The 21039-nt window shown below is 71.8% G+C and carries 19 protein-coding genes; 6 read left to right on the forward strand and 13 right to left on the reverse strand.

All coding sequences use genetic code 11. The features are described 5' to 3' along the window. Nucleotides 1–53 precede the first annotated feature (53 nt). Entirely contained in the window at nucleotides 54–608 is a 555-nt protein-coding gene (locus tag ACFYX3_RS22440) for a TetR/AcrR family transcriptional regulator (protein WP_389016037.1), read from the forward strand. 16 nt (nucleotides 609–624) lie between these two features. Here the strand turns inward: ACFYX3_RS22440 and ACFYX3_RS22445 are convergent, their stop codons facing one another. Further along, entirely contained in the window at nucleotides 625–1305 is a 681-nt protein-coding gene (locus ACFYX3_RS22445) for a M23 family metallopeptidase (protein WP_389016040.1), read from the reverse strand. A 486-nt stretch (nucleotides 1306–1791) separates the two neighbouring features. Between ACFYX3_RS22445 and ACFYX3_RS22450 the strand changes: the two genes are divergently transcribed. The 3 genes from ACFYX3_RS22450 to ACFYX3_RS22460 are packed head-to-tail and all read left to right on the forward strand — an operon-like array spanning nucleotide 1792 to nucleotide 7873. Beyond that, nucleotides 1792–4797: an NACHT domain-containing protein gene (locus ACFYX3_RS22450; protein WP_389016043.1), complete on the forward strand. Its 3006-nt coding sequence runs from the start codon at nucleotides 1792–1794 to the stop codon at nucleotides 4795–4797. A gap of 32 nt (nucleotides 4798–4829) precedes the next feature. Continuing rightward, nucleotides 4830–5168, forward strand: a complete 339-nt coding sequence (locus ACFYX3_RS22455; protein ID WP_389016046.1) for a trypco2 family protein — start codon at nucleotides 4830–4832, stop codon at nucleotides 5166–5168. Further along, a complete protein-coding gene (locus ACFYX3_RS22460; RefSeq protein WP_389016049.1) occupies nucleotides 5165–7873 on the forward strand; it encodes an NACHT domain-containing protein in 2709 nt (902 codons plus the stop codon). The genes ACFYX3_RS22455 and ACFYX3_RS22460 overlap by 4 nt, the downstream gene beginning before the upstream one ends. A 74-nt stretch (nucleotides 7874–7947) precedes the next feature. On the opposite strand, the gene ACFYX3_RS22465 is transcribed toward ACFYX3_RS22460, so the two are convergent. Next, a complete protein-coding gene (locus ACFYX3_RS22465; RefSeq protein ID WP_116160339.1) occupies nucleotides 7948–10470 on the reverse strand; it encodes an ATP-dependent Clp protease ATP-binding subunit in 2523 nt (840 codons plus the stop codon). Between the two features lie 463 nt (nucleotides 10471–10933). Between ACFYX3_RS22465 and ACFYX3_RS22470 the strand changes: the two genes are divergently transcribed. Continuing rightward, nucleotides 10934–11521 carry an SCO3374 family protein gene (locus ACFYX3_RS22470; protein WP_389016053.1) on the forward strand — a complete coding sequence of 196 codons (588 nt, stop codon included), beginning with the start codon at nucleotides 10934–10936 and terminating at the stop codon, nucleotides 11519–11521. Here the strand turns inward: ACFYX3_RS22470 and ACFYX3_RS22475 are convergent. The 10 genes from ACFYX3_RS22475 to ACFYX3_RS22520 form a co-directional block, all read right to left on the reverse strand. Continuing rightward, a complete protein-coding gene (locus ACFYX3_RS22475) occupies nucleotides 11500–11835 on the reverse strand; it encodes an Lsr2 family protein (protein WP_030324199.1) in 336 nt (111 codons plus the stop codon). The two genes, ACFYX3_RS22470 and ACFYX3_RS22475, sit on opposite strands and share 22 nt — an antisense overlap. A 153-nt stretch (nucleotides 11836–11988) precedes the next feature. Further along, on the reverse strand, nucleotides 11989–12507 hold the full coding sequence (locus ACFYX3_RS22480; protein ID WP_376581657.1) for an amino-acid N-acetyltransferase: 519 nt from the start codon (nucleotides 12505–12507) through the stop codon (nucleotides 11989–11991). A gap of 15 nt (nucleotides 12508–12522) precedes the next feature. Continuing rightward, complete coding sequence (locus tag ACFYX3_RS22485) at nucleotides 12523–12942, reverse strand: BlaI/MecI/CopY family transcriptional regulator (RefSeq protein ID WP_116160335.1); 420 nt, start codon at nucleotides 12940–12942, stop codon at nucleotides 12523–12525. Nucleotides 12943–13055: 113 nt separating this feature from the next. Continuing rightward, complete coding sequence (locus tag ACFYX3_RS22490) at nucleotides 13056–13226, reverse strand: hypothetical protein (RefSeq protein ID WP_359510775.1); 171 nt, start codon at nucleotides 13224–13226, stop codon at nucleotides 13056–13058. Between the two features lie 14 nt (nucleotides 13227–13240). Continuing rightward, nucleotides 13241–13813, reverse strand: coding sequence for a hypothetical protein (locus tag ACFYX3_RS22495; RefSeq protein ID WP_389016680.1), 573 nt, complete (start codon nucleotides 13811–13813; stop codon nucleotides 13241–13243). A 97-nt stretch (nucleotides 13814–13910) separates the two neighbouring features. Continuing rightward, complete coding sequence (locus ACFYX3_RS22500; protein ID WP_116160333.1) at nucleotides 13911–14717, reverse strand: type III pantothenate kinase; 807 nt, start codon at nucleotides 14715–14717, stop codon at nucleotides 13911–13913. Further along, nucleotides 14717–15736 (reverse strand): carboxylating nicotinate-nucleotide diphosphorylase, encoded by a 1020-nt coding sequence (gene nadC, locus ACFYX3_RS22505; RefSeq protein ID WP_389016059.1) that lies wholly within the window; start codon nucleotides 15734–15736, stop codon nucleotides 14717–14719. The genes ACFYX3_RS22500 and nadC overlap by 1 nt, the downstream gene beginning before the upstream one ends. Beyond that, on the reverse strand, nucleotides 15737–17440 hold the full coding sequence (locus ACFYX3_RS22510) for an L-aspartate oxidase (protein ID WP_389016061.1): 1704 nt from the start codon (nucleotides 17438–17440) through the stop codon (nucleotides 15737–15739). Further along, nucleotides 17437–18507 carry a pantoate--beta-alanine ligase gene (gene panC / locus ACFYX3_RS22515; RefSeq protein ID WP_389016064.1) on the reverse strand — a complete coding sequence of 357 codons (1071 nt, stop codon included), beginning with the start codon at nucleotides 18505–18507 and terminating at the stop codon, nucleotides 17437–17439. The genes ACFYX3_RS22510 and panC overlap by 4 nt, the downstream gene beginning before the upstream one ends. Next, on the reverse strand, nucleotides 18504–19469 hold the full coding sequence (locus ACFYX3_RS22520) for a DUF2520 domain-containing protein (protein WP_359510770.1): 966 nt from the start codon (nucleotides 19467–19469) through the stop codon (nucleotides 18504–18506). The genes panC and ACFYX3_RS22520 overlap by 4 nt, the downstream gene beginning before the upstream one ends. A gap of 126 nt (nucleotides 19470–19595) precedes the next feature. Between ACFYX3_RS22520 and ACFYX3_RS22525 the strand changes: the two genes are divergently transcribed. Next, the gene (locus ACFYX3_RS22525; RefSeq protein ID WP_389016067.1) at nucleotides 19596–20780 is read left to right on the forward strand and encodes a threonine aldolase family protein; all 1185 of its coding nucleotides are present in this window, start codon (nucleotides 19596–19598) and stop codon (nucleotides 20778–20780) included. 13 nt (nucleotides 20781–20793) lie between these two features. On the opposite strand, the gene ACFYX3_RS22530 is transcribed toward ACFYX3_RS22525, so the two are convergent. Then, nucleotides 20794–20997 carry a hypothetical protein gene (locus ACFYX3_RS22530; RefSeq protein WP_389016070.1) on the reverse strand — a complete coding sequence of 68 codons (204 nt, stop codon included), beginning with the start codon at nucleotides 20995–20997 and terminating at the stop codon, nucleotides 20794–20796. Nucleotides 20998–21039 lie beyond the last annotated feature (42 nt).

Raw genomic sequence — 21039 nt, forward strand, 5'->3', positions numbered from 1 at the left:
CCGGTAACTTGCCGGTCGTCAAGTAAGTTTTGTGGAATGTGGAGTGAGCAGCCATGGCCCGAGGCAACACCCGCCAGCGCATCCAGGACGTGGCTCTCGAACTCTTCGCCGAGCAGGGCTACGAGAAGACCTCGCTCCGCGAGATCGCCGAGCACCTCGACGTCACCAAGGCGGCGCTCTACTACCACTTCAAGACCAAGGAAGACATCATCATCGGGATCTTCCAGGACCTGACGCGCCCGCTCGACGAGCTCATCGAGTGGGCGGGCGATCAGCCGCGGACCCTGGAGACGAAGCAGGAGATCCTGCGCCGGTACCAGAAGGCCCTGCTCGCCGCGGCCCCGCTGTTCCGCTTCATGCACGAGAACCAGGCGACCGTGCGCGACCTGAGCATCGGGCTCACCTTCAAGGAGCGCTTCATCGCGCTCAACAGGTTCGTCCAGGAACCCGAGGCCCCGGTGAAGGACAAGGTCCGCGCCGTGAGCGCGGTCTTCGCGCTGCACGCCGGGACCTTCTTCATGGAAAACATCGAGGGCGACCCCGAGGAGAAGCAGGAAGCCGTCCTCGAGGTCGCCCTCGATCTGATCGAGCAGGCCGAGCGGGCCTGAAGCTCTACGGGGTGCGTCAGACGCCGACGCCGTGGGCCCGCAGGAAGGACATCGGGTTCACGGCCGAGCCGTAGTTCGGGGTCGTACGGATCTCGAAGTGAAGGTGCGGGCCGGAGGAGTTGCCGGTGTTGCCCGAGAGGGCGATCTGCTGGCCGACGGCGACCTTCTGGCCGATGTTGACCTGGATCCGCGACAGGTGGGCGTACTGCGAGTACGTGCCGTTGGCGTGCTTGATCACGATGGCGTTGCCGTACGCGGGGCCGTCGCCGCCGCCGTTCGGGCCGGCCTTCACGACGGTGCCGGCGGCCGCGGCCTTGACCGGGGTGCCGACCGGGACGGCGAAGTCCTGGCCGGAGTGCTTGTGGGCCCACATGGCGCCGCCCTGGTTGAAGCTGGCGCTGAGGGCGTAGGTGGTGACCGGCTTGACCCAGGCCGGGGCGGCCTTCTTGACGGCCTTCACGGGCGTGGCCTTCACGGCGGCGGCCTTGGCGACGGCGGCCTTCACCTGGGCGGCGACGTGGGCCTGGGCGTCGGCCTGGGCGGCCACGGCGGCGGACACGGTCAGCGCGGCCGGGGCGGCCTTGCCCTCGGCGGCGAAGGCGGACCCTGCTCCGGCCACCAGCGTCGCTCCCAGACCCGCGGCGGCGAGAGCAACGGCGGTGATACGGGCGGCGGGGTTCATGACGCGCTTCGACATACGGGGGAAAACCTCCGGGACGTACGGGACCCGGCGCGGACGGTGCGCTGCGCCGGGCTTGCTCATCCTTGGTAACCCGGACCCCCAGCCATCCCAAAACACCCCATCTACGACATGGCGTCGTAGCGATCTCTCCGGAAGTTCACCCTTCGACGACCCCTGAGAGGGGTCGCGAAAACGGACATACCGGAACAAGAGAATCGGTTTACGCGCACGTCGCGGGGGTCCGGAACCGCCCGAAACGCTGCCTGACGCCCGGTTCGGTCCACATCGGGACCAAAGCCCCGACGGTTCACACCTGAACGTCCCGAATCGACACCAAACGTCGCCACTATTCCGGTTAGTACCCCTCGAAACGCCTGTGCGCGAGGTCACCAGCGCCCCACCCCGAATGGGACCTGGGTCACGCAACCGAACCGCCCCGAAGCCCGTCCCGCACTACGCTGACCGCTTCGGGAATCCAGGGAATCCACGGGGGGACCACGCATGGAACCGGCACTCATCGGCACGCGCCTCGCGTCGGCCGCGATCGGCCCGCTGCTGAAGAAACTGCTGGTCAGCGAGGGTCCGGGTGCCGGTCTCACGGGCTCGTCGCAGAAGATCCGGCTCTCCTCCCTGGTCACCTTCCGCGGTGAGAAGCGCACCCTGACCGAACAGGACGTCCGCAAGCTCGCCTCGACCCTCGTCGAGCGGTCCCAGGGCGGGGACGGCGAGCGCCCCTTCCCCGCCGACGAGTCCGAGGCCGTCACCGACACCCTCGCCCGGACCCTCCTCGCCCTCGGCGACCTCGACATGGACGACGTCCAGGCGGTCCGCCTCGGCCACCGCGACCTCGCCCGCCGCCTGCGGACGGCGGCCCCGCCCCCGGACGGCCTCTCCACGGACTCGGCCCTCTATCTGGAGTCCCTGACCGAATGGGCCTGCCTCCACATCCTGGAGTTCTTCACCCAGCGCTCCACATTCGTCGCCCGCAGCCTGGTGGAGCAGACCCGGGCCCAGGCCGAACTCATCGCGAAGGTCGACGAGGTCATCCGCCGGACACCGCGCGCGGACTCACGGGACACCGACTTCGAACGCCGCTACCTGGCCCACCTCGCCAAGAAGCACGGGCGCCTCACGATCTACGGCGTGGACCTCCGGGACGCCCCGGAGAAGTGGCCGCTGGACGTGGCGTACCTGTCGCTGGAGGCGACGGGAGGCCTCGTGCCCCCGAGCCGCCTGCACCGGGAGTACGGGGAGTACGTCGGCACGGCTGATCGCGACGCGTTCGCCGGCACCGCCGGCGCCCTCCTCCGGGGAGACCCGTCGGGCGGCCGCGCCGACCAGATCCTCACCCGGCACGACAAGGTCCTCCTGCGCGGCACGGCCGGCTCCGGCAAGACGACCCTCATCCAGTGGCTGGCCGTCTCCGCCGCACGCGAGGACCTCGCGGACGGCATGACATACCTCCGCGACCGCATCCCCTTCGTCCTTCCCCTGCGCGCCCTCACCCGCCACGGCGAGCGGCTCCCCGCCCCCGACCGTTTCCTCTCCGCCGTCGGCTGCCCGCTCTCCGCGCCCGACGGCTGGGCCGACCGCGTCCTCGCCGCCGGGCGCGGCCTGGTCCTCGTCGACGGCATCGACGAGATCCCCGAGGCCGAGCGGGACCGCGCGCGCCGCTGGCTCCGCGACCTCCTCGACTCCTACGACGGCAACCGCTGGCTCGTGACCTCCCGCCCCACCGCCGTACGCGACGACTGGCTCGCCCCCGACGGCTTCGCCGAACTCACCCTCGCCCCGATGTCCTCCGCCGAGGTCGCCACCTTCGTCCGCCGCTGGCACCGGGCCGCCGGACCGGAAGCGACAGCGTACGAACAGCCCCTCCTCGACGCCCTGCGCACGACGGCGGACGTCGCCCAGCTCGCCACCAACCCCCTCATGTGCGGCCTGATCTGCGCCCTGCACCACGGCAGGCGCGGCTTCCTGCCGCGCGGCCGGAAGGCGCTGTACGACGCGGCCCTCGCGATGCTGCTCTCGCGCCGCGACCGCGAGCGGGACATGGGGACCCCGTACGGGATCGATCTCGGCGAGACCCCGCAGATCCAGCTGATCCAGCGGATCGCGTACTGGCTGACGCTCAACGGCCGCACGACGATGGACCGCGCGCACGCGCAGGACGTCGTACGGGAGGCCGTGCCCGCGATCACGGAGGCCGCCGGCTACGACCCCGCCCTGGTCTTCACCCACCTCCTCCACCGCAGCGGCCTCCTGCGCGAGCCGACGGCGGACACGGTCGACTTCGTCCACCGCACCTTCCAGGACTACCTGGCGGCGAAGGCGCTCGTGGACCGGTGGGACATCGGCGTCCTCGTCCGGCACGCGGCGGACGACCAGTGGGAGGACGTCATCCGCATGGCCGTCGGGCACGCGCGCCCGCGCGAGTGCGCGGAGATCTTCGACGAGCTGCTGAAGACGGCGGACGCGGCACCGGACCGCCGGACCCAGCTCCGCGTCCTGGTCGTGGCGGCGACGGCGCTGAACCACGCGACGGAGGTGGCACCGGAGATCCGGGAACGGATCCTGGCCCGCACGGCCGAGGTGATCCCGCCGCGCGGCCCGGACGAGGCCCGGGAGCTGGCGAGGGTGGGACGGGCGGTCCTGGACCTGCTGCCGGGCCCGGAGGAGCTGGACGAGGACGCGGCACAGGACGTGGTGATCACAGCGACCCACATCACCGACGACGCGACGCTGCCGTACCTCGCACGCTTCACGGACCATCCGTCCCTGGGCGTCCGCTCCCAGCTGATGTGGGGCTGGGCCCGGTTCGCGACGGCCCCCTACGCGGAGGAGATCATCGCCCGGCTCGATCAGACCGACCTCGACTTCACACTCGTGTCCGACGACCAGGCAGCCCAGGTCGCCCGCCTCGGGCTTCGCCCCGAGAGCCTCGACCTGCGCATGAGTCCGAGCCTCACCCTCGACGGCATGTCCACGATCCGCGCGGCGTTGGGCGAGGCGCGGATCGTGGGACTGTCGGGAGAACTGGCCCCGTCCCTGAGCCATCTCCCCTCCGACAACAAGCTGGGCAGTCTCACCCTGACCAGCCCTCCCCCAGGAGGGCTCGCCTTCCTCCGCCGCCTGACCGGTCTCCAGATCCTCGTCATGATCGAAGACGCCGTCATGAGCGAGGAGGACTGGCACGCCGTGGCTGCTCTGGAAGGCCTCTCGCAGCTTCAGCTGCCGGCCGAGAGCGTGCAGAGCCTCCCGGAATCGCTGCGGCTGTCGCAGACGGAGAATCTACTCGTGGACTGCTCCGGCCGCGCCGCACCGCTGGATGTCATCGCCCGGTCCTTCCCCTCCCTCCGGCTGCTGACCCTCCACTGCGACCGCGAAGGAGAGGTCCACGACCTCACACCGCTGGCGCCCCTGGCCGAACTCCGGTACGTCAACGGCTTCGGCCTCCGCTTCAGCGGCACCGAAGCCCTCGCGCCCACGGTCGGAATCCACACATGAGCTGACCGCCCTCCGCCTCCCCCGATACGTTCATGGCCATGACCGACATCGAGCTCGCCGACGCCATCTCCTCCGTACGCGACCAGCTCGTCACCGCCGCCACGCGGGCGACCGGGCAACCCGTCGCCTTCGAAGTGGGTGACATCGAGATGGAGTTCACCATCGAACTCCGCAAGGAGGTGAAGAGCGGCGGCAAGGTCAAGGCCTGGGTCGTCGAGGCCGGTGCCGACGCCTCCCGCACCCGGGGCGAGACCCACCGGGTCTCCTTCACCCTGAAGCCCCTGAACGCCACGACCAACGGCCCCTGGCTCGTCGGCAACGACGAGGGAGCGGATCTGTCCGACTTCGGCGGTGGGGCCGAGGGACGGTGAGCGACGTCGCCGGCGTTTTCGCCGTCCTCGGCGAGCAGCAGGGCACCGGGGTCCTGCTGACCTCGAACCTCATCCTGACCAGCGCCCACGTCCTCGGCGACGCCCGCTTCGTCACGGCCGCGGCACCGCACCAGGCGGTGCCGGGACGGCTGCCGGTCGTCTGGTCCGACGACCGCCTCGACGCCGCCCTCCTCCAGTCCGGCGTTCTCCTCGGCGTCCCGCCCCGGTTCAGCACCCTCGCCACCGACCGGCCGATACCCGGCTGCGAGATCGTCGGCTTCCCCCGTGTCCAGCGGTACGACGGCCGGAAGCTGGACGTCGACCAGTTCACCGGCACCGTCCTGCCCATGGCCGGGCTCCTCCGCCGCACGCTGACCGTCGAGCTCGACCACCCTCCCGTCACCGGGACGGAGGACGGCCCCTCGCCCCTCGCGGGCCTGTCCGGCGCCCCCGTCCTCGCCGACGGGAGGCTCCTGGGCATCGTCCGCGCCGTACCGCGCGGACGCGGCCACCGACGCCTGGAGTGCATGCCGCTCACCGCCGTCCTCGCGGACGAGGAGGTGCGTCGGTGGCTTCCCGCCGACGTCGCCCCGCCGATACGGATCACCGGCACGCACCCCCACGACCAGCCTTACGAGGAGGAGTACGCGGAGGCCGTCGGAGCCGCCTACCGCCGCACCCGGATCTTCGGCCTCGACGAACTGGGCAAGCGCGCCTCCCAGTGGGACCTCGACACCGCCTACCTCTCCCTGGAGGCCGCTTCCAAGACCCCCGACTCGCCCGCCCCCGTCCCGCAGCGCATCGACAACCTGCTCGCCTCCCGGCCGCGCGTCCTCCTCCGGGGCGACGCCGGGGCCGGGAAGACCACCCTCGTGTGGTGGCTGGCCGCGCACGCCGCCGCCGGGACCCTCGGGCCGAACCTCGCCGAGCTGAACGGCCTCGTCCCCTTCGTCGTCCCACTGCGCACCCTGCGCGCCCGGGGCAACGGCTACCCGTCCCCCGCCGACCTGCCCGGAGTCGCCGGGCTCATGGTCGACGCGGCCCCCGACGGCTGGGCGGGCCGAGTCCTGGCCGCCGGGCGGGGACTCCTCCTGGTCGACGGCCTGGACGAGGTCCCGGCGGAGGAGCGCGAGGCCGCCCACGCCTGGCTCTCCCAGCTGCTCACCCGCTACCCCCGCACCCGTTGCGTCGCGACCGTACGGCCCTTCGCCGTCGCCCCCGACTGGCTCGGCTCCGAGGAGTTCGAGGAACTCACCCTCCTGCCGCTCCGGGACGCCGACATCCAGGCCTTCGTCGCGGCCTGGCACGCGGCCGCCCGGCTGGACGGAGACCCCGACCGGAACCTCGCCGACCTCGAACGCGACCTGGCCCAGCAGTTCGACCACAACCCCGCCCTGGCCGACCTCGCCCGGACCCCGCTGCTCTGCGCGGTCATCTGCGCCCTGCACCGGCTACGTGAGGGCTTCCTGCCCAAGACCCGCTGGGCGCTCTACTCCTCCGCGCTCCAGATGCTGCTCGGCGCCCGCGACGAACAGCGCGGGATCGGCACCCCCGACGGCATCGGCATGACGGTCGACGAGCACACCGAGCTCCTCCAACGGCTCGCGGCCTGGCTGGTCCGGGGCGGCCAGACCGAGTTCACCCGGGAAGAGGCCCTGCGGCAGATCGCACGCGCCCTGCCCGGCATGCCGGACGTCGCCGGCCAGGGCACCCCGGAGAAGATCCTCACCCACCTCCTGAACCGGAGCGGCCTGCTCCAGGAGCGCACGGACGACGTCTTCCAGTTCGCCCACCGCACGTTCCAGGACTTCCTGGCGGCGAAGGAACTGGTGGACGGCGACCACCTCAAGGAGGCCCTGGTCCACGCCCACGACCAGCAGTGGCACGACGTCCTGCTCCTGGCGGCCGGCCACTGCACCCGCCGCGACCTGCCCGTCCTGATCGAAGGTCTCCTCGCTGCCGGCTCGGCCACCGGCAAACGGGACCTGAAGACCACGCTGTACGTCCTGGCCGCCCTGGCGGCCGAGCACGCGGCCTGGCTGGACGCCAGCCTGCACGGACGGGTGCGGAAGGCGGTGAAGTCGATGATCCGGCCGAGGAACCGACACCAGATCGACCAACTGGCCCGCCTGGGCGAGTACGTGCTGCCGCTGCTGCCGGAGCCGGAAGCGATGCCCGCGGATGCCGTGGGCCCGGTCACCGAACTGATCGCCTCGATCGGAGGCCACGTCGCCCTGACGTATGCCCAAGCTTTCTCCGAGGCGGGGCACGCGCACAGATTCGGCGACAAATGGCGGTATTTCCCTGCGGAGGCCTTCGCCCGCCAGATCGCCCCGCACCTCAACGACAACGTCGGGTTGCTGCTCGTGACCGAAGCAGCGCAGCTCCGCATCCTGAGCACCTTGCGAGGCCAGCAGGCCGTCCAGATCATCGGCGACTTCGACGAGGACGACCTCGCCCTCGGACTCGACATGCACCAGCCGACGTTCCTCGCCCTCGGACGCAATACCCGGGTCGCCGACCTCGGCTTCCTGCGAGCGCTGGACTGCTCCCGGCTCGGCATGATCGTCCTGAACGGCTGCCCCCGGCTGACCGACCTGACAGCGCTGGTCGACCTGCCGTCCGTGTCGATACAGGTCACCGGAGTGCCCCGCGACGAAATCATCGGCGCCGATGCCCTCGGCGATCGGCTCAGGGCCCGATAGACGGCAAAGGGGCGGCCCCGGAACCAATCAGGTTCCGGGGCCGCCCCTCACAGCGCTACAAGCTCAGCGCAGCGTCACGCTTCCTTCGAGAGGTTCGGGCCCGAGCCGCCCGCGGCCTCGATCGGCGGGGCGTCCGGCAGGGCCGACTTCTCCTCGCCGCGGAAGGTGAACTTGCGCTCCTCGCCCTCGCCCTCCGTGTCCACGACCACGATGTGACCGGGGCGCAGCTCGCCGAAGAGGATCTTCTCCGAGAGCGTGTCCTCGATCTCGCGCTGGATCGTCCGGCGCAGCGGCCGGGCGCCCATCACGGGGTCGTAGCCCTTCTTGGCGAGCAGTTCCTTCGCGGACTGGGAGAGCTCGATGCCCATGTCCCGGTCCTTGAGGCGCTCGTCGACGCGGCTGATCATCAGGTCGACGATCTGGAGGATGTCCTCCTGCGTCAGCTGCGGGAAGACGATGATGTCGTCCACACGGTTGAGGAACTCCGGGCGGAAGTGCTGCTTCAGCTCGTCGCTGACCTTCGCCTTCATCCGCTCGTAGTTGGACTTCGTGTCGCCCTGGGCGGCGAAGCCCAGGTTGAAGCCCTTCGAGATGTCCCTGGTCCCGAGGTTGGTCGTCATGATGATGACCGTGTTCTTGAAGTCCACGACCCGGCCCTGGGAGTCGGTCAGGCGACCGTCCTCCAGGATCTGGAGAAGGGAATTGAAGATATCGGGGTGGGCCTTCTCGACCTCGTCGAAGAGGACGACGGAGAACGGCTTGCGGCGCACCTTCTCGGTGAGCTGACCGCCCTCTTCGTAGCCGACGTATCCGGGCGGCGAACCGAAGAGACGGGAAACCGTGTGCTTCTCACTGAACTCCGACATGTCGAGGGAGATCATCGCGTCCTCGTCGCCGAAGAGGAATTCGGCGAGCGCCTTCGAGAGCTCGGTCTTACCGACGCCGGACGGGCCGGCGAAGATGAACGAGCCACCGGGGCGCTTCGGGTCCTTCAGACCCGCACGGGTGCGGCGGATGGCCCGCGAGAGGCCGATGACGGCGTCCTTCTGGCCGATGACGCGCTTGTGGAGCTCGTCCTCCATGCGGAGCAGACGCGAGGACTCCTCCTCGGTCAGCTTGAAGACCGGGATGCCGGTGGCGGTCGCGAGGACCTCGGCGATGAGCTCGCCGTCGACCTCGGCGACGACGTCCATGTCGCCGGCCTTCCACTCCTTCTCGCGCTTGGTCTTCGCGGCGAGGAGCTGCTTCTCCTTGTCGCGGAGGGACGCGGCCTTCTCGAAGTCCTGCGAGTCGATCGCGGACTCCTTGTCGCGGCGGACGCCGGCGATCTTCTCGTCGAACTCGCGGAGGTCCGGCGGCGCGGTCATCCGGCGGATGCGCATCCGGGAGCCGGCCTCGTCGATCAGGTCGATCGCCTTGTCCGGGAGGAAGCGGTCCGAGATGTACCGGTCGGCCAGGGTCGCGGCCTGGACGAGGGCCTCGTCGGTGATGGAGACCCGGTGGTGGGCCTCGTACCGGTCGCGCAGACCCTTGAGGATCTCGATGGTGTGCGGCAGCGACGGCTCGGCGACCTGGATGGGCTGGAAGCGGCGCTCGAGGGCGGCGTCCTTCTCCAGGTACTTGCGGTACTCGTCGAGCGTGGTGGCACCGATGGTCTGGAGCTCACCGCGGGCGAGCATCGGCTTGAGGATGCTCGCGGCGTCGATCGCGCCCTCGGCGGCGCCCGCACCCACGAGGGTGTGGAGCTCGTCGATGAACAGGATGATGTCGCCGCGGGTGCGGATCTCCTTGAGGACCTTCTTCAGGCGCTCCTCGAAGTCACCGCGGTAGCGGGAGCCGGCGACCAGCGCGCCGAGGTCCAGGGTGTAGAGGTGCTTGTCCTTGAGGGTCTCGGGCACCTCGCCCTTGACGATGGCCTGCGCCAGGCCCTCGACGACGGCGGTCTTGCCGACGCCGGGCTCGCCGATGAGGACCGGGTTGTTCTTGGTGCGGCGGGACAGCACCTGCATGACCCGCTCGATCTCCTTCTCGCGCCCGATGACCGGGTCGAGCTTGGATTCGCGGGCCGCCTGGGTGAGGTTCCGGCCGAACTGGTCGAGGACCAGGGACGTCGAGGGGGTGCCCTCGGCAGGACCGCCGGCCGTGGCGGCTTCCTTGCCCTGGTAGCCGGAGAGCAGCTGGATGACCTGCTGCCGCACCCGGTTGAGGTCGGCGCCCAGCTTCACGAGGACCTGGGCGGCGACGCCCTCGCCCTCACGGATCAGGCCGAGCAGGATGTGCTCGGTGCCGATGTAGTTGTGGCCGAGCTGGAGGGCCTCCCGGAGCGACAGCTCCAGGACCTTCTTGGCACGAGGGGTGAAGGGGATGTGCCCGGACGGGGCCTGCTGGCCCTGGCCGATGATCTCCTCCACCTGCTGGCGGACCGCCTCGAGCGAAATCCCGAGGCTCTCCAGGGCCTTAGCGGCGACACCCTCACCCTCGTGGATAAGGCCCAGAAGGATGTGCTCGGTGCCGATGTAGTTGTGGTTGAGCATCCGGGCTTCTTCCTGAGCCAGGACGACAACCCGCCGCGCGCGGTCGGTGAACCTCTCGAACATCGTTAATCGCTCCTCAGAGCGGTCAGTCAGTTAGGGGTCGATCCCCTCCCTGTCCTTCCGCAGCTTAGTCCCGCAAGCGGGGACCGCTCATTCCAACTGCCGACATCCGTCCGGATCACCCCCTTCTCAGTGGGGAGACCTGCTGCCGAACAGCCGACAAATGCTCCAACCCGATGGTGCGAGACGATGTTCCCGCAGGCCAAGTAGTTACCCGCGCCTTCACTACGCCGATGGCGAACGTGAGACGCCGAAGCCCGCGAGTCGCCCCTCTCCACTAGGAATGTCTTACCCGTAAGGACTGACACTCCATGCGGCGCACCCCGGTTCCCTCCGCTACCAGCGAACACCCTTGCGCGCCCGAATGCACTCGCACACCCCCATCCCGGACACCTTGCGCGACCTGTGGGGGACGCTGTGTCACCGTCGGGCGTAACCGACGTGCCCTCTCGGGAGTTCCCCCGGCATGACCTTCACCGTTCCGCCGCCCCGCTCGCCGATCGACGGCGGCGTCGCGCGGTGGTACGAGGACGAGCTCGGCTGGGCGACGGTGGCGGGCCCGCCGGTGGGTCTGGTCACGGGGCTGCGCTTCGACGTCCTGGAGGTGCCTGCCGAGGCCGGCCGGGGAGTGCTGCGCCGGATGGGCGCGGCGACCGGTCCCGTGGCCCTCGTGGGGCGCCGGATGGGGCTGCTCGTGGCCGCGGGGAGCGCGGAGGAGCTGCCGGGGCTGCTCGACTGGCTGGAGTGGGGCGGGATCTCACTGGATCTCGCGATCCTCGGTGCCGACGGCCGGATGACCGCACCCCTTCCCCCGGGGCGGGGCGGATCCGGCGCGCCGGGCGCCGCGGTGTGGCTGCGGGCGCCCGCGCCGGGTCGCGAGGTCGAGGCCTCGCTTCCGGTGCTGCGGTCCGCGCCGTGGGGCGTTGCGGATGCCCCCTGCCTGGTGCGCCTCGTGGCCGCCGCCGCGGCGGAGTGCCACCGGGTGCGGCTGCTGAGTGCCCGTACCCGTGGGGCGTCTCAGCAGCTGTCGCCTCAGCGGTTCGCGTCCTCGTAGGCGGCCTTGATGTCGGCGGGAACGCGACCGCGGTCGTTGACGTTCATGCCGTTCTCCTTGGCCCACGCGCGGATCTTCGCGGTGTCCTGGCTGCCCGTCGCCACGGCACGGCCCTTGCCGCGTCCGCCGGTGGTGCGGCCGCCGGTGCGACGGCCACTCGTGGTGTACGGCTCGAGCAGGCCACGGAGCTTTTCCGCGTTGGCGGTGGTGAGGTCGATCTCGTAGGTCTTGCCGTCCAGCGCGAACGTCACGGTCTCGTCCGCCTCGACGCCGTCGAGGTCGTCGACAAGAAGGACCTGAACCTTCTGTGCCACCGGATTTCCTTTCATCGAAAATGCAGTACGCGGAAAGGAAACCGCTTTTCCCGGAAAAACACAAACCCCTGGGAGAGGTTCAGATCCCTGGCAACGCGGGAAACGTGCGCGATTCGGACATAGGGTTCCACGAGAGGATCACGGGCTTCCGCGTCACAGGTGCAGAAGCATCCGGCTGTTGCCCAAGGTGTTCGGCTTCACTCGTTCGAGACCGAGGAACTCGGCGACTCCCTCGTCATAGGAACGGAGGAGCTCGCTGTAGACATCTCCGTCGACCGGGGTCTCGCCGATCTCGACGAAGCCGTGCTTCGCGAAGAAGTCGACTTCGAAGGTCAGGCAGAATACCCGCCGCACCCCGAGCCATCGGGCGGTGTGCAACAACTTGTCCAGCACCTGATGTCCGACGCCGGCGCCCTTGAAGTCGGGATCGACGGCGAGAGTACGGACTTCTGCGAGGTCTTCCCACATGACGTGGAGTGCGCCGCAGCCGACGACGACGGCGTCCTCGTCGCGTTCCGCGACCCAGAACTCCTGGATGGACTCGTAAAGGGTCACGGTCGCCTTGTCGAGCAGGATGCCGCGCTGCACGAATGGATCGACGAGACGGCGGACCGCGGCCACATCGCTGGTGCGGGCCCTGCGTACGGTGACGGCTTTGACGGAGGTCGACATGGGGGGACGCTATCGCTACGGAGCGGCCTGTCCCTCGCCACCCTCGGCCTCGCGCGGGGCGGCGGGGAGGGGGTTGTCGCGCTGGACGATGCGGATGGCGTCGTTCAGCGACTCGCGCTGTTCCGGCGACATCATCCCGAAGAAGGCGACGAGTGCGGCGGCGGGGTTGTCGCTCTGCGCCCATGCCTCGTTCATGAGGGCGGCGGAGTAGGCGGCGCGGGTGGAGACCGCCGTATATCGATAGGCGCGGCCTTCGACTTCCCTGCGGACCCAGCCCTTCTGATGGAGATTGTCCATGACGGTCATGACGGTGGTGTAGGCGATGGACCGTTCCTGCTGGAGGTCCTCCAGAACCTCCCGGACGGTCACGGGGCGGTTCCATTGCCAGACGCGCGTCATGACGGCGTCTTCGAGTTCTCCCAAGGGGCGCGGCACAGCGTCACCATAGTGTGCAAAAGGTCAATATGGGGATATCCGCTCCAGAAAACCAACAAAAAGGACGTACGACCTCGAAGGGTCGTACGTCCTCGGCGCTGTACGGAGTGGAGCTAGGAGCCGTCCGCCTGGCGGGTGGCCTCGGCGCGGGCGAGGGCGGCGTCCACGACCGCGTCCTCCTTGGCCTTGTTGGGGCCGCCCTGGCTCTTGACGATCGTGACGACGAGACCGATGAAGAAGGCGGCCATCACGACGGGGGGCAGGAGCGCGGATACGTAGTCCATGCCGTCCAGAGTAGCTATCCGGCGGCCCGCTCCTCGGGTGGGGGCGGGGGAACCGGGCGTCGGCGTGGCGGGAAGACCTCGGAGGGCTTGGGGGCCGGGCGCTTGACGGGGGCGGGCGGGGTCGGCTTGGGCTCGTCGCCCGCCGCGCGCCCGCCGGGCAGCGCGAGCAGCCGGGCCCGGGAGACGGAGGGCACGCTGGAGGCGGTGGCCTGGGAGACCCGGGCCAGGCGCGCGCGTACGGAGCGCTCGGCGAGGACCTGGCAGCGGGCGAGCAGCTCGGCGGCGGCCGGGTTGCGGCGCAGCGCGCGCAGGGCGGCGAGGTCGTCGGCACCGGGGTCGTAGCCGGCGGCCAGCGCGTCCCGGAGGAGCTCCAGGTAGCCGCTGAGGGACCCGGGCAGCGCCTCGCGGTAGCGGGCCAGGTCGTCGAGGAGGAAGGCGCGCTGCCGGCCGGCCTCGCGTACCGCCTCGTCCACGGATTCGGCCAGGCACAGGCAGTCCCGGACGTCCTCGCTCTGGAGGGGGGCAGGATGGAGGGCAGTGGCAAGGGCGCGGCGGAGCACACGCAGCTCGTCCGCGCTGAACGCCATGCCGCCGCGGGATCCGTATGGCGTGGGCATGGGCCGACACTACGCGCTAATCGGACAATTTCCTCTTAGCGATCATCGCGGCGCGCCGGACCCACCCTCACATGCGGGACACGTTCCGCTCGTACACGAGGCGCAGGCCGATCAGAGTCAGCCAGGGCTCGTGCGCGTCGATCTCCTTCGAGTCGGCGAGGACCATCGGCGCCAGGCCGCCGGTCGCGATCACCGTGACGTCGGAGGGGTCGCCCTTCGGGCCGACCAGTTCGCGCTTCATCCGGGCCACGACGCCGTCGACCTGGCCCACGTACCCGAAGACGATGCCCGACTGCATGGCCTCGACCGTGTTCTTGCCGATCACGCTGCGCGGGCGGGCCAGCTCGATCTTGCGGAGCATGGCGCCCTTGACGCCCAGGGCCTCCACCGAGATCTCGATGCCCGGGGCGATCGCGCCGCCCGCGTACTCGCCGCGGGTGGTGACCGCGTCGTACGTCGTCGCCGTGCCGAAGTCCACGACGATCGCCGGGCCGCCGTACAGCTCGACGGCCGCGACCGCGTTGACGATGCGGTCGGCGCCGACCTCCTTGGGGTTGTCCGTGAGGATCGGCACCCCCGTCTTGACGCCCGGCTCCACGAGGACCGCCGGCACGTCCCCGTAGTACCGGCGGGTCACCTCGCGCAGCTCGTGCAGCACCGAGGGGACCGTCGCGCAGATGGCGATCCCCTCGATGCCGTCGCTCAGTTCGACGCCGAGCAGCGGGTGCATGCCCATGAGGCCCTGGAGCAGGACCGCCATCTCGTCGGCGGTCCTGCGCGGGTCCGTGGAGATCCGCCAGTGCTCGACGATCTCCTCGCCGTCGAAGAGACCGAGCACCGTGTGCGTGTTGCCGACGTCGATGGTGAGCAGCATCAGGCGCGCACCTCGCGCAGGTCCAGGCCGATGTCGAGGATCGGGGAGGAGTGGGTGAGGCCGCCGACCGCCAGGTAGTCGACGCCGGTCGCCGCGTACGCCCGCGCGTTCTCCAGGGTCAGCCGGCCCGAGGACTCCAGGACGGCGCGGCCCGCGACGAGCGCGACGGCCTCCTCGGTCTCCATCGGGGTGAAGTTGTCGAGCAGGATCAGGTCGGCGCCCGCGTCCAGGACCTCGCGGACCTGGTGCATCGTGTCGACCTCGACCTCGATCGGCACCTCGGGGAACATCTCGCGGACGGCCTTGAAGGCCTCGGCGACGCCGCCGGCCGCCACCACGTGGTTGTCCTTCACCAGGGCGGCGTCGGACAGCGACATGCGGTGGTTGACGCCGCCGCCGCAGCGGACCGCGTACTTCTCCAGGGCGCGCAGGCCCGGCGTCGTCTTGCGGGTGTCGCGGACCTTCGCCTCCGTGCCCTCCAGGGCGTCCGCCCACGCGCGCGTGGCGGTGGCGATGCCGGACAGGCGGCACAGGATGTTCAGGGCGCTGCGCTCGCCGGTGAGCAGGTCGCGGGTGCGGGCGGTGACGCTCAGGAGCACCTGCCCGGCCTCGACGCGCTCGCCGTCCTCGACGTGCCGCTCGACCTCGAACTCGTCGGTGCAGACGATCGACAGGACGGCCTCGGCGACCCGCAGACCGGCCACGACACCGGCCTCCCGGGCGGTGAAGTCGGCGGTGGCGACGGCGTCCTCGGGGACGGTCGCCACGGTCGTGACGTCGACCCCGCCGTCGAGGTCCTCGGCGATCGCGAGGTGCGCGATGTCCTCGACCTGGACGGGGTCGAGACCGGCGTCGGCGAGCAGCTGCGCGAGGGCGGGGTCGAGCCCGCACTCGAACTCCTCGCCGCCGCCGCAGCCGCAGCCGTCGCCGCAGCCGCCGGTCTCGTCGGAGGAGACCGTGTTGATCTGGATGAGAGGGACGTCCACGGGCTGCGGACGGGCTTCCTCGGGCGTGCTCACTTACGGCTCCCTGGGGGCGTCGAGGGTGGGGGGGAAGTCGGAGGTGTCGGTGGTGCGGACGTCGAGGGTCCGCTCCGGGGTGAGACGGACGACGAGGTGCCGGTGCCAGCGCGCGTCGTCCCGGTCGGGGTGGTCCTCGCGCCAGTGGCAGCCGCGGGTCTCCTCGCGGCGGTCCGCCGCCGCGACCAGGAGGCGGGCGACGGTCAGCAGGTTGGTGGTCTCCCAGGACTCGACGCCCGGCTCGGCGGACTTCCGGTCGCCGGCCTCGTCGTCGGGTGCGGCGGGCGGGAGGTGGAGGGCTTCCAGCTCCCGGGAGGCCGTACGCAGGCTCTCGGCGGACCTGAGCACTCCGGCGCCCAGGGTCATGGTGCGCTGGATACGGCGCCGGGCGCCGGGTTCGAGCAGCGGCAGGACCACCGGGGCCGGGTGCTCCACCGGGACGGCGGGGCCGCGGCCGGGGGCGCTCGCCACGACGTCCTCGGCGATCCGCTCGGCGAAGACCAGGCCTTCGAGGAGCGAGTTCGAGGCGAGCCGGTTGGCGCCGTGGACGCCCGTGCAGGCGACCTCCCCGCACGCGTACAGGCCCGGCACGGTCGTCCGGCCCGACAGGTCCGTACGGACGCCGCCGGAGGCGTAGTGGGCGGCGGGGGCCACCGGGATCGGCTCCGTCACCGGGTCGATGCCGTGGGAGCGGCAGGCCGCCAGGATCGTCGGGAAGCGCTCCGCCCACATCTCGGCGCCGAAGTGGCGGGCGTCGAGGTACATGTGCTCGGCGTCCTGCTCCTGCATCCGGCGGATGATCGCCTTGGCGACGATGTCCCGGGGCGCCAGCTCGGCCAGCTCGTGCTGCCCGAGCATGAAGCGGACCCCGTCGGCGTCGACCAGGTGGGCGCCCTCGCCCCGTACCGCCTCGGAGACCAGCGGCTGCTGGCCCTCGGAGCCGGCCCCGAGGAAGAGCACCGTCGGGTGGAACTGGACGAACTCCAGGTCGGAGACCTCGGCGCCGGCCCGCAGCGCGAGCGCGACGCCGTCGGCGGTGGAGACGCCCGGGTTGGTGGTGGCGGAGAAGACCTGCCCCATGCCGCCGGTGGCGAGGACCACCGCGGGCGCGTGGACGGCGCCGACGCCGTCGTGCTGCCCCTCGCCCATGACGTGCAGGGTCACGCCCGCCGTGCGGCCCTCGGCGTCCGTGAGGAGGTCCAGGACGAGGGCGTGCTCGATGAAGCGCACGCCCCGGTCCCGTATCGCCTCGACCAGGGCGCGGGAGATCTCGGCGCCGGTCGCGTCCCCTCCCGCGTGGGCGATCCGGCGGCGGTGGTGGCCGCCCTCCCGGGTCAGCGCGATCTCGCCGTCGGCGGTCTTGTCGAAGTCGGCGCCGGTCGCGATCAGGCGGCGGACGGCACCGGGGCCGTCCGTCACCAGGGCCCGCACGGCCCGCTCGTCGCAGAGCCCGGCACCGGCGACGAGGGTGTCGTCGAGGTGCTGCTCGGGGGTGTCGCCCTCGCCGAGCGCGGCCGCGATGCCGCCCTGGGCCCAGCGGGTGGAGCCCTCGTCGAGCCGGGCCTTGGTGACGACGACCGTACGGAGCCCGGCGGCGGTGCAGCGCAGGGCGGCGGTGAGCCCGGCGACCCCGGAGCCGACCACGACGACGTCGGCGTCGATGGCCCAGCCCGGGGTGGGCGCGTGCAGCCGTATTCCGGTCACTTGGAGGCTCCGAAGGTCAGGGGGACGTTGTCGATGAGCCGCGTGCTCCCCACGCGCGCGGCGACCGCGAGGACCGCCTCCCCCTCGTGGCCGTCGGCGACCTCGGTGAAGTCGGCCGGGTCCACGAGGGCCAGGTAGTCGAGGGTGAGCGGCGGCTCGGCCTTGGCCGCCTCGTCCAGGACGGCACGGGCCGCGGCCCGCACGGCCCCGGCGGCGCCGCCCTCGGCGGCCTGCGCGACCGCGTGGGCGTCGGCGGCGGCCCGGGCCTCGCCGAGCCGCGACAGGGCCTCGGCGCGGTTCTCGGCCCGGCCCTGGGCGCCGGGCAGCGAGGCGGCACGCGCGCGCAGCGCCTCCTGCGCGGCGAGCCGCTCCCGGCCGGCGAACAGCGCGCGGGACAGCGACAGGGCCGTCCGGCGCTCCCCGGCCGAGAGGTAGCGGTTGCGGCTGGAGAGGGCGAGGCCGTCGGCCTCGCGGACGGTCTCCACGCCGACGATCTCGACGGGGAAGTTCAGATCGCGGACCATGCGGCGGATCAGGGCCAGCTGCTGGGCGTCCTTCTGCCCGAAGAAGGCCAGGTCGGGCGCCGTGAGGTGGAGCAGCTTGGCGACGACCGTCAGCATGCCGTCGAAGTGGCCGGGCCGGGAGGCGCCTTCGAGGCGCTCGCCCATGGGCCCGGCGGTGATCCGGACCTGCGGCTCCCCGCCCGGGTAGACCTCGTCGACGGAGGGCGCGAAGACGGCGCTCGCGCCCGCCCCGAAGGCCAGCGCGAGGTCGGCGTCGAGGGTACGGGGGTAGCGGTCGAGGTCCTCGCCGGCGCCGAACTGGAGCGGGTTCACGAAGACGGTGACGACGACGAAGCCCTTGGCGCCGACGCGCTCGCGTGCGGCCCGGATCAGAGTGGCGTGGCCCTCGTGGAGGGCGCCCATGGTCATGACCACGGCGGTACGGCCGGGCACGCCCCAGTGGGCCACGGCGTCGCGGAGGTCCTCGACCGCGGGCAGCAGCTCGGCCGGCTCGTGGCGGACGGGACGGCCGTCTTCGGCGCTCTTGCGGGCGGACAGGGTCATCGGTCGTCTCCTTGCGGCCCGTCGGCGGCAGTGGTGGTGCTGTCGGCGGCGAGCACGCCCAGCAGGTCCTCGGCCAGCTCGGGCTTGAGCAGGCCGTGCGCGAGCGCCCGGTCGGCGGTGGTGCGGGCCATCGCCAGATAGCCGGCGACGGTTCCGGGCGCGTGCTTGCGGAGCTCGGCGACGTGGGCGGCGACCGTGCCGGCGTCACCGCGCGCGACGGGCCCGGTGAGGGCCGCGTCCCCGGACCGCAGGGCGTTGTCCAGGGCGGCGCCCAGGAGCGGGCCCAGCATCCGGTCGGGGGCGGCGACCCCTGCCTTGTGGAGCAGCTCCATGGACTGGGCCACCAGGGTGACCAGGTGGTTCGCGCCGAGGGCCAGGGCCGCGTGGTAGAGCGGCCGGGCCTCCTCGGCGATCCACTCGGGCTCGCCGCCCATCTCGATCACCAGGGCCTCGGCGGCGAGCCGCAGCTCCTCGGGCGCGGTCACCCCGAAGGAGCAGCCGGCGAGCCGCTGCACGTCGACGGCGGTGCCGGTGAAGGTCATGGCCGGGTGCAGGGCGAGCGGCAGGGCGCCGGCCCGGCGGGCGGGGTCGAGGACCCGTGCCCCGTACCGCCCGGAGGTGTGCACGAGCAGCTGGCCCGGCCGTACGGCTCCGGTGTCGGCGAGGCCCTCGACCAGGCCCGGCAGCGCGTCGTCCGGCACGGTCAGCAGGACCAGGTCGGCGAGGGCGAGGACACGGGCCGGCTCGACGACCGGGACGTCGGGCAGGAGCTCGGCGGCGCGGCGCCGGGAGGCGTCGGAGACCGCGGAGACGGCGACGGGACGGTGCCCGGCGAGCCGGAGCGAGGCGGCGAGGGCGGGGCCCACCCGGCCGGCTCCGACGACTCCGACGGTGAGCCGGGCGGGTCGGTCCTCGGCCCGGGGCTCCGATGCTCTGGGCTCTGGCGCTGCTGGTGCGTTCACGGTGGGGACGGCCTTCCGTTCCAGTCCTCGGCGGGTACCGGACGATTTCTGGTCATGCTACGCCAGCGTTTCGACCTGCCTCCGTGGCTGTCCACAGGGTGTGGGCGGTGGTGTGATGATCGGCCCATGAATCCTGAGACTCCTGTCGAGACCTCCGTCGAGACTCCTGTGGACGAGGAAGCGGCCCGGCTCCACCGGGCGAAGGTGTGGGGCGGCGCCGAGCGCACCCTGTGGAACACCTCGGTCGACGGCACGGTCGGCTCGCGGCTGCGCGAACTGGCCGCCTGGACGGAGGCCGCCGGCCACGAGGAGGCCCCGCTCGACACGTACGGCAACGGGCTCGTGGAGGAGCTGGAACGGCGCGTCGCCGAGGAGCTCGGCTTCCCCGCCGCCGTCTTCTTCCCGACCGGCACCATGGCCCAGCAGGTGGCGCTGCGCTGCTGGGCCGGCCGCACCGGCAGCCCCGTCGTCGCCCTCCACCCGCTCGGCCACCCCGAGGTCCACGAGAACGGCGCGTTCGGAGCCGTCTCGGGGCTCCGCACGGTCCACCCGACCGACGCGCCCCGGCTCCCGACCGCCGAGGAGGTACGGGACCACCCGGAGCCCTTCGGCACGCTGATGCTGGAGCTGCCGCTGCGGGACGCCGGCTTCGTGCTGCCGTCCTGGGAGGAGCTGGCCGAGGCCGTGGAGGCGGCCCGGGAGCGGGACGCGGTGGTCCACTTCGACGGGGCCCGGCTGTGGGAGACCACGACGCACTTCGGCCGCGGGCTCGCGGAGATCGCGGGGCTCGCCGACAGCGTGTACGTCTCGTTCTACAAGTCCCTCGGCGGCATGTCCGGGGCCGCGCTCGCCGGTCCCGAGGACGTGATGGAGGAGGCGAGGATCTGGCGGCACCGGTACGGCGGGATGGTCTTCCAGCAGTACCCGGCGGCGCTCTCCGCGCTCCGGGGCCTGGACGTCGAGCTGCCCCGGCTGCCCTCGTACGTGGCACACGCGCGCGTGGTGGCCGACGCGGTCCGCGAGGCGCTCGCGGAGGCGGGCACCGGCTGGTTCCGGGTCCACCCGGAGACCCCGCACACCCACCAGTTCCAGGTCTGGCTCCCGTACGACCCGGACGTCCTGACGGCGGCGGCCCTCGCCCAGACCGAGGACACCGGCACCGCGCTCTTCCGCCGCTGGTTCACCCCGGGCGCGGCCGGCCCGCCGGGGGTTTCCTTCACGGAACTGACCGTGACCGACCCCGGCCTGGAGTGGACGGCGAAGGACGTGCAGGAGGCGGTACGGGACTTCCTGGCGCGCGTCGAGGGCTGACCCCCGCCCGGCCTCAGGCGGTGCGGCGCGGCAGGCGGCGCAGGGCCGCGCGGACGGTGCCGTGCGCCCGGCGGCCCGCCAGCACCCGCTCGAAGCGGCGGTGGTCGCGGACGGCCCGCAGCACGGCCACGTCGTGGGTACCGGGCTCCGGTGGCAGCGGTTCGCCGAGGCGGGCGGCGCGGTACGTGTCGAAGAGGTACTGGTGCAGCGCGTTCATGGCCTCACCGTGCGCCGCGCCGCCACGGCCCGGCCCCCGGAT

It is taken from the genome of Streptomyces sp. NPDC002463 (assembly GCF_042889835.1).
GTDB classification, from domain to species: domain Bacteria; phylum Actinomycetota; class Actinomycetes; order Streptomycetales; family Streptomycetaceae; genus Streptomyces; species Streptomyces nymphaeiformis.

Coding starts and splice junctions, on each gene's coding strand:
- ACFYX3_RS22455 (WP_389016046.1), top strand. CDS start 4,830: ATGGCCATGACCGACATCGAGCTCGCCGACGCCATCTCCTCCGTACGC.
- ACFYX3_RS22450 (WP_389016043.1), top strand. CDS start 1,792: ATGGAACCGGCACTCATCGGCACGCGCCTCGCGTCGGCCGCGATCGGC.
- ACFYX3_RS22440 (WP_389016037.1), top strand. CDS start 54: ATGGCCCGAGGCAACACCCGCCAGCGCATCCAGGACGTGGCTCTCGAA.
- ACFYX3_RS22470 (WP_389016053.1), top strand. CDS start 10,934: ATGACCTTCACCGTTCCGCCGCCCCGCTCGCCGATCGACGGCGGCGTC.
- ACFYX3_RS22500 (WP_116160333.1), bottom strand. CDS start 14,717: ATGCTGCTCACCATCGACGTCGGCAACACGCACACGGTGCTCGGTCTC.
- ACFYX3_RS22465 (WP_116160339.1), bottom strand. CDS start 10,470: ATGTTCGAGAGGTTCACCGACCGCGCGCGGCGGGTTGTCGTCCTGGCT.
- ACFYX3_RS22445 (WP_389016040.1), bottom strand. CDS start 1,305: ATGTCGAAGCGCGTCATGAACCCCGCCGCCCGTATCACCGCCGTTGCT.
- panC (WP_389016064.1), bottom strand. CDS start 18,507: ATGACCCTGTCCGCCCGCAAGAGCGCCGAAGACGGCCGTCCCGTCCGC.
- ACFYX3_RS22480 (WP_376581657.1), bottom strand. CDS start 12,507: ATGTCGACCTCCGTCAAAGCCGTCACCGTACGCAGGGCCCGCACCAGC.
- ACFYX3_RS22490 (WP_359510775.1), bottom strand. CDS start 13,226: ATGGACTACGTATCCGCGCTCCTGCCCCCCGTCGTGATGGCCGCCTTC.
- ACFYX3_RS22495 (WP_389016680.1), bottom strand. CDS start 13,813: ATGGCGTTCAGCGCGGACGAGCTGCGTGTGCTCCGCCGCGCCCTTGCC.
- ACFYX3_RS22525 (WP_389016067.1), top strand. CDS start 19,596: ATGAATCCTGAGACTCCTGTCGAGACCTCCGTCGAGACTCCTGTGGAC.
- ACFYX3_RS22530 (WP_389016070.1), bottom strand. CDS start 20,997: ATGAACGCGCTGCACCAGTACCTCTTCGACACGTACCGCGCCGCCCGC.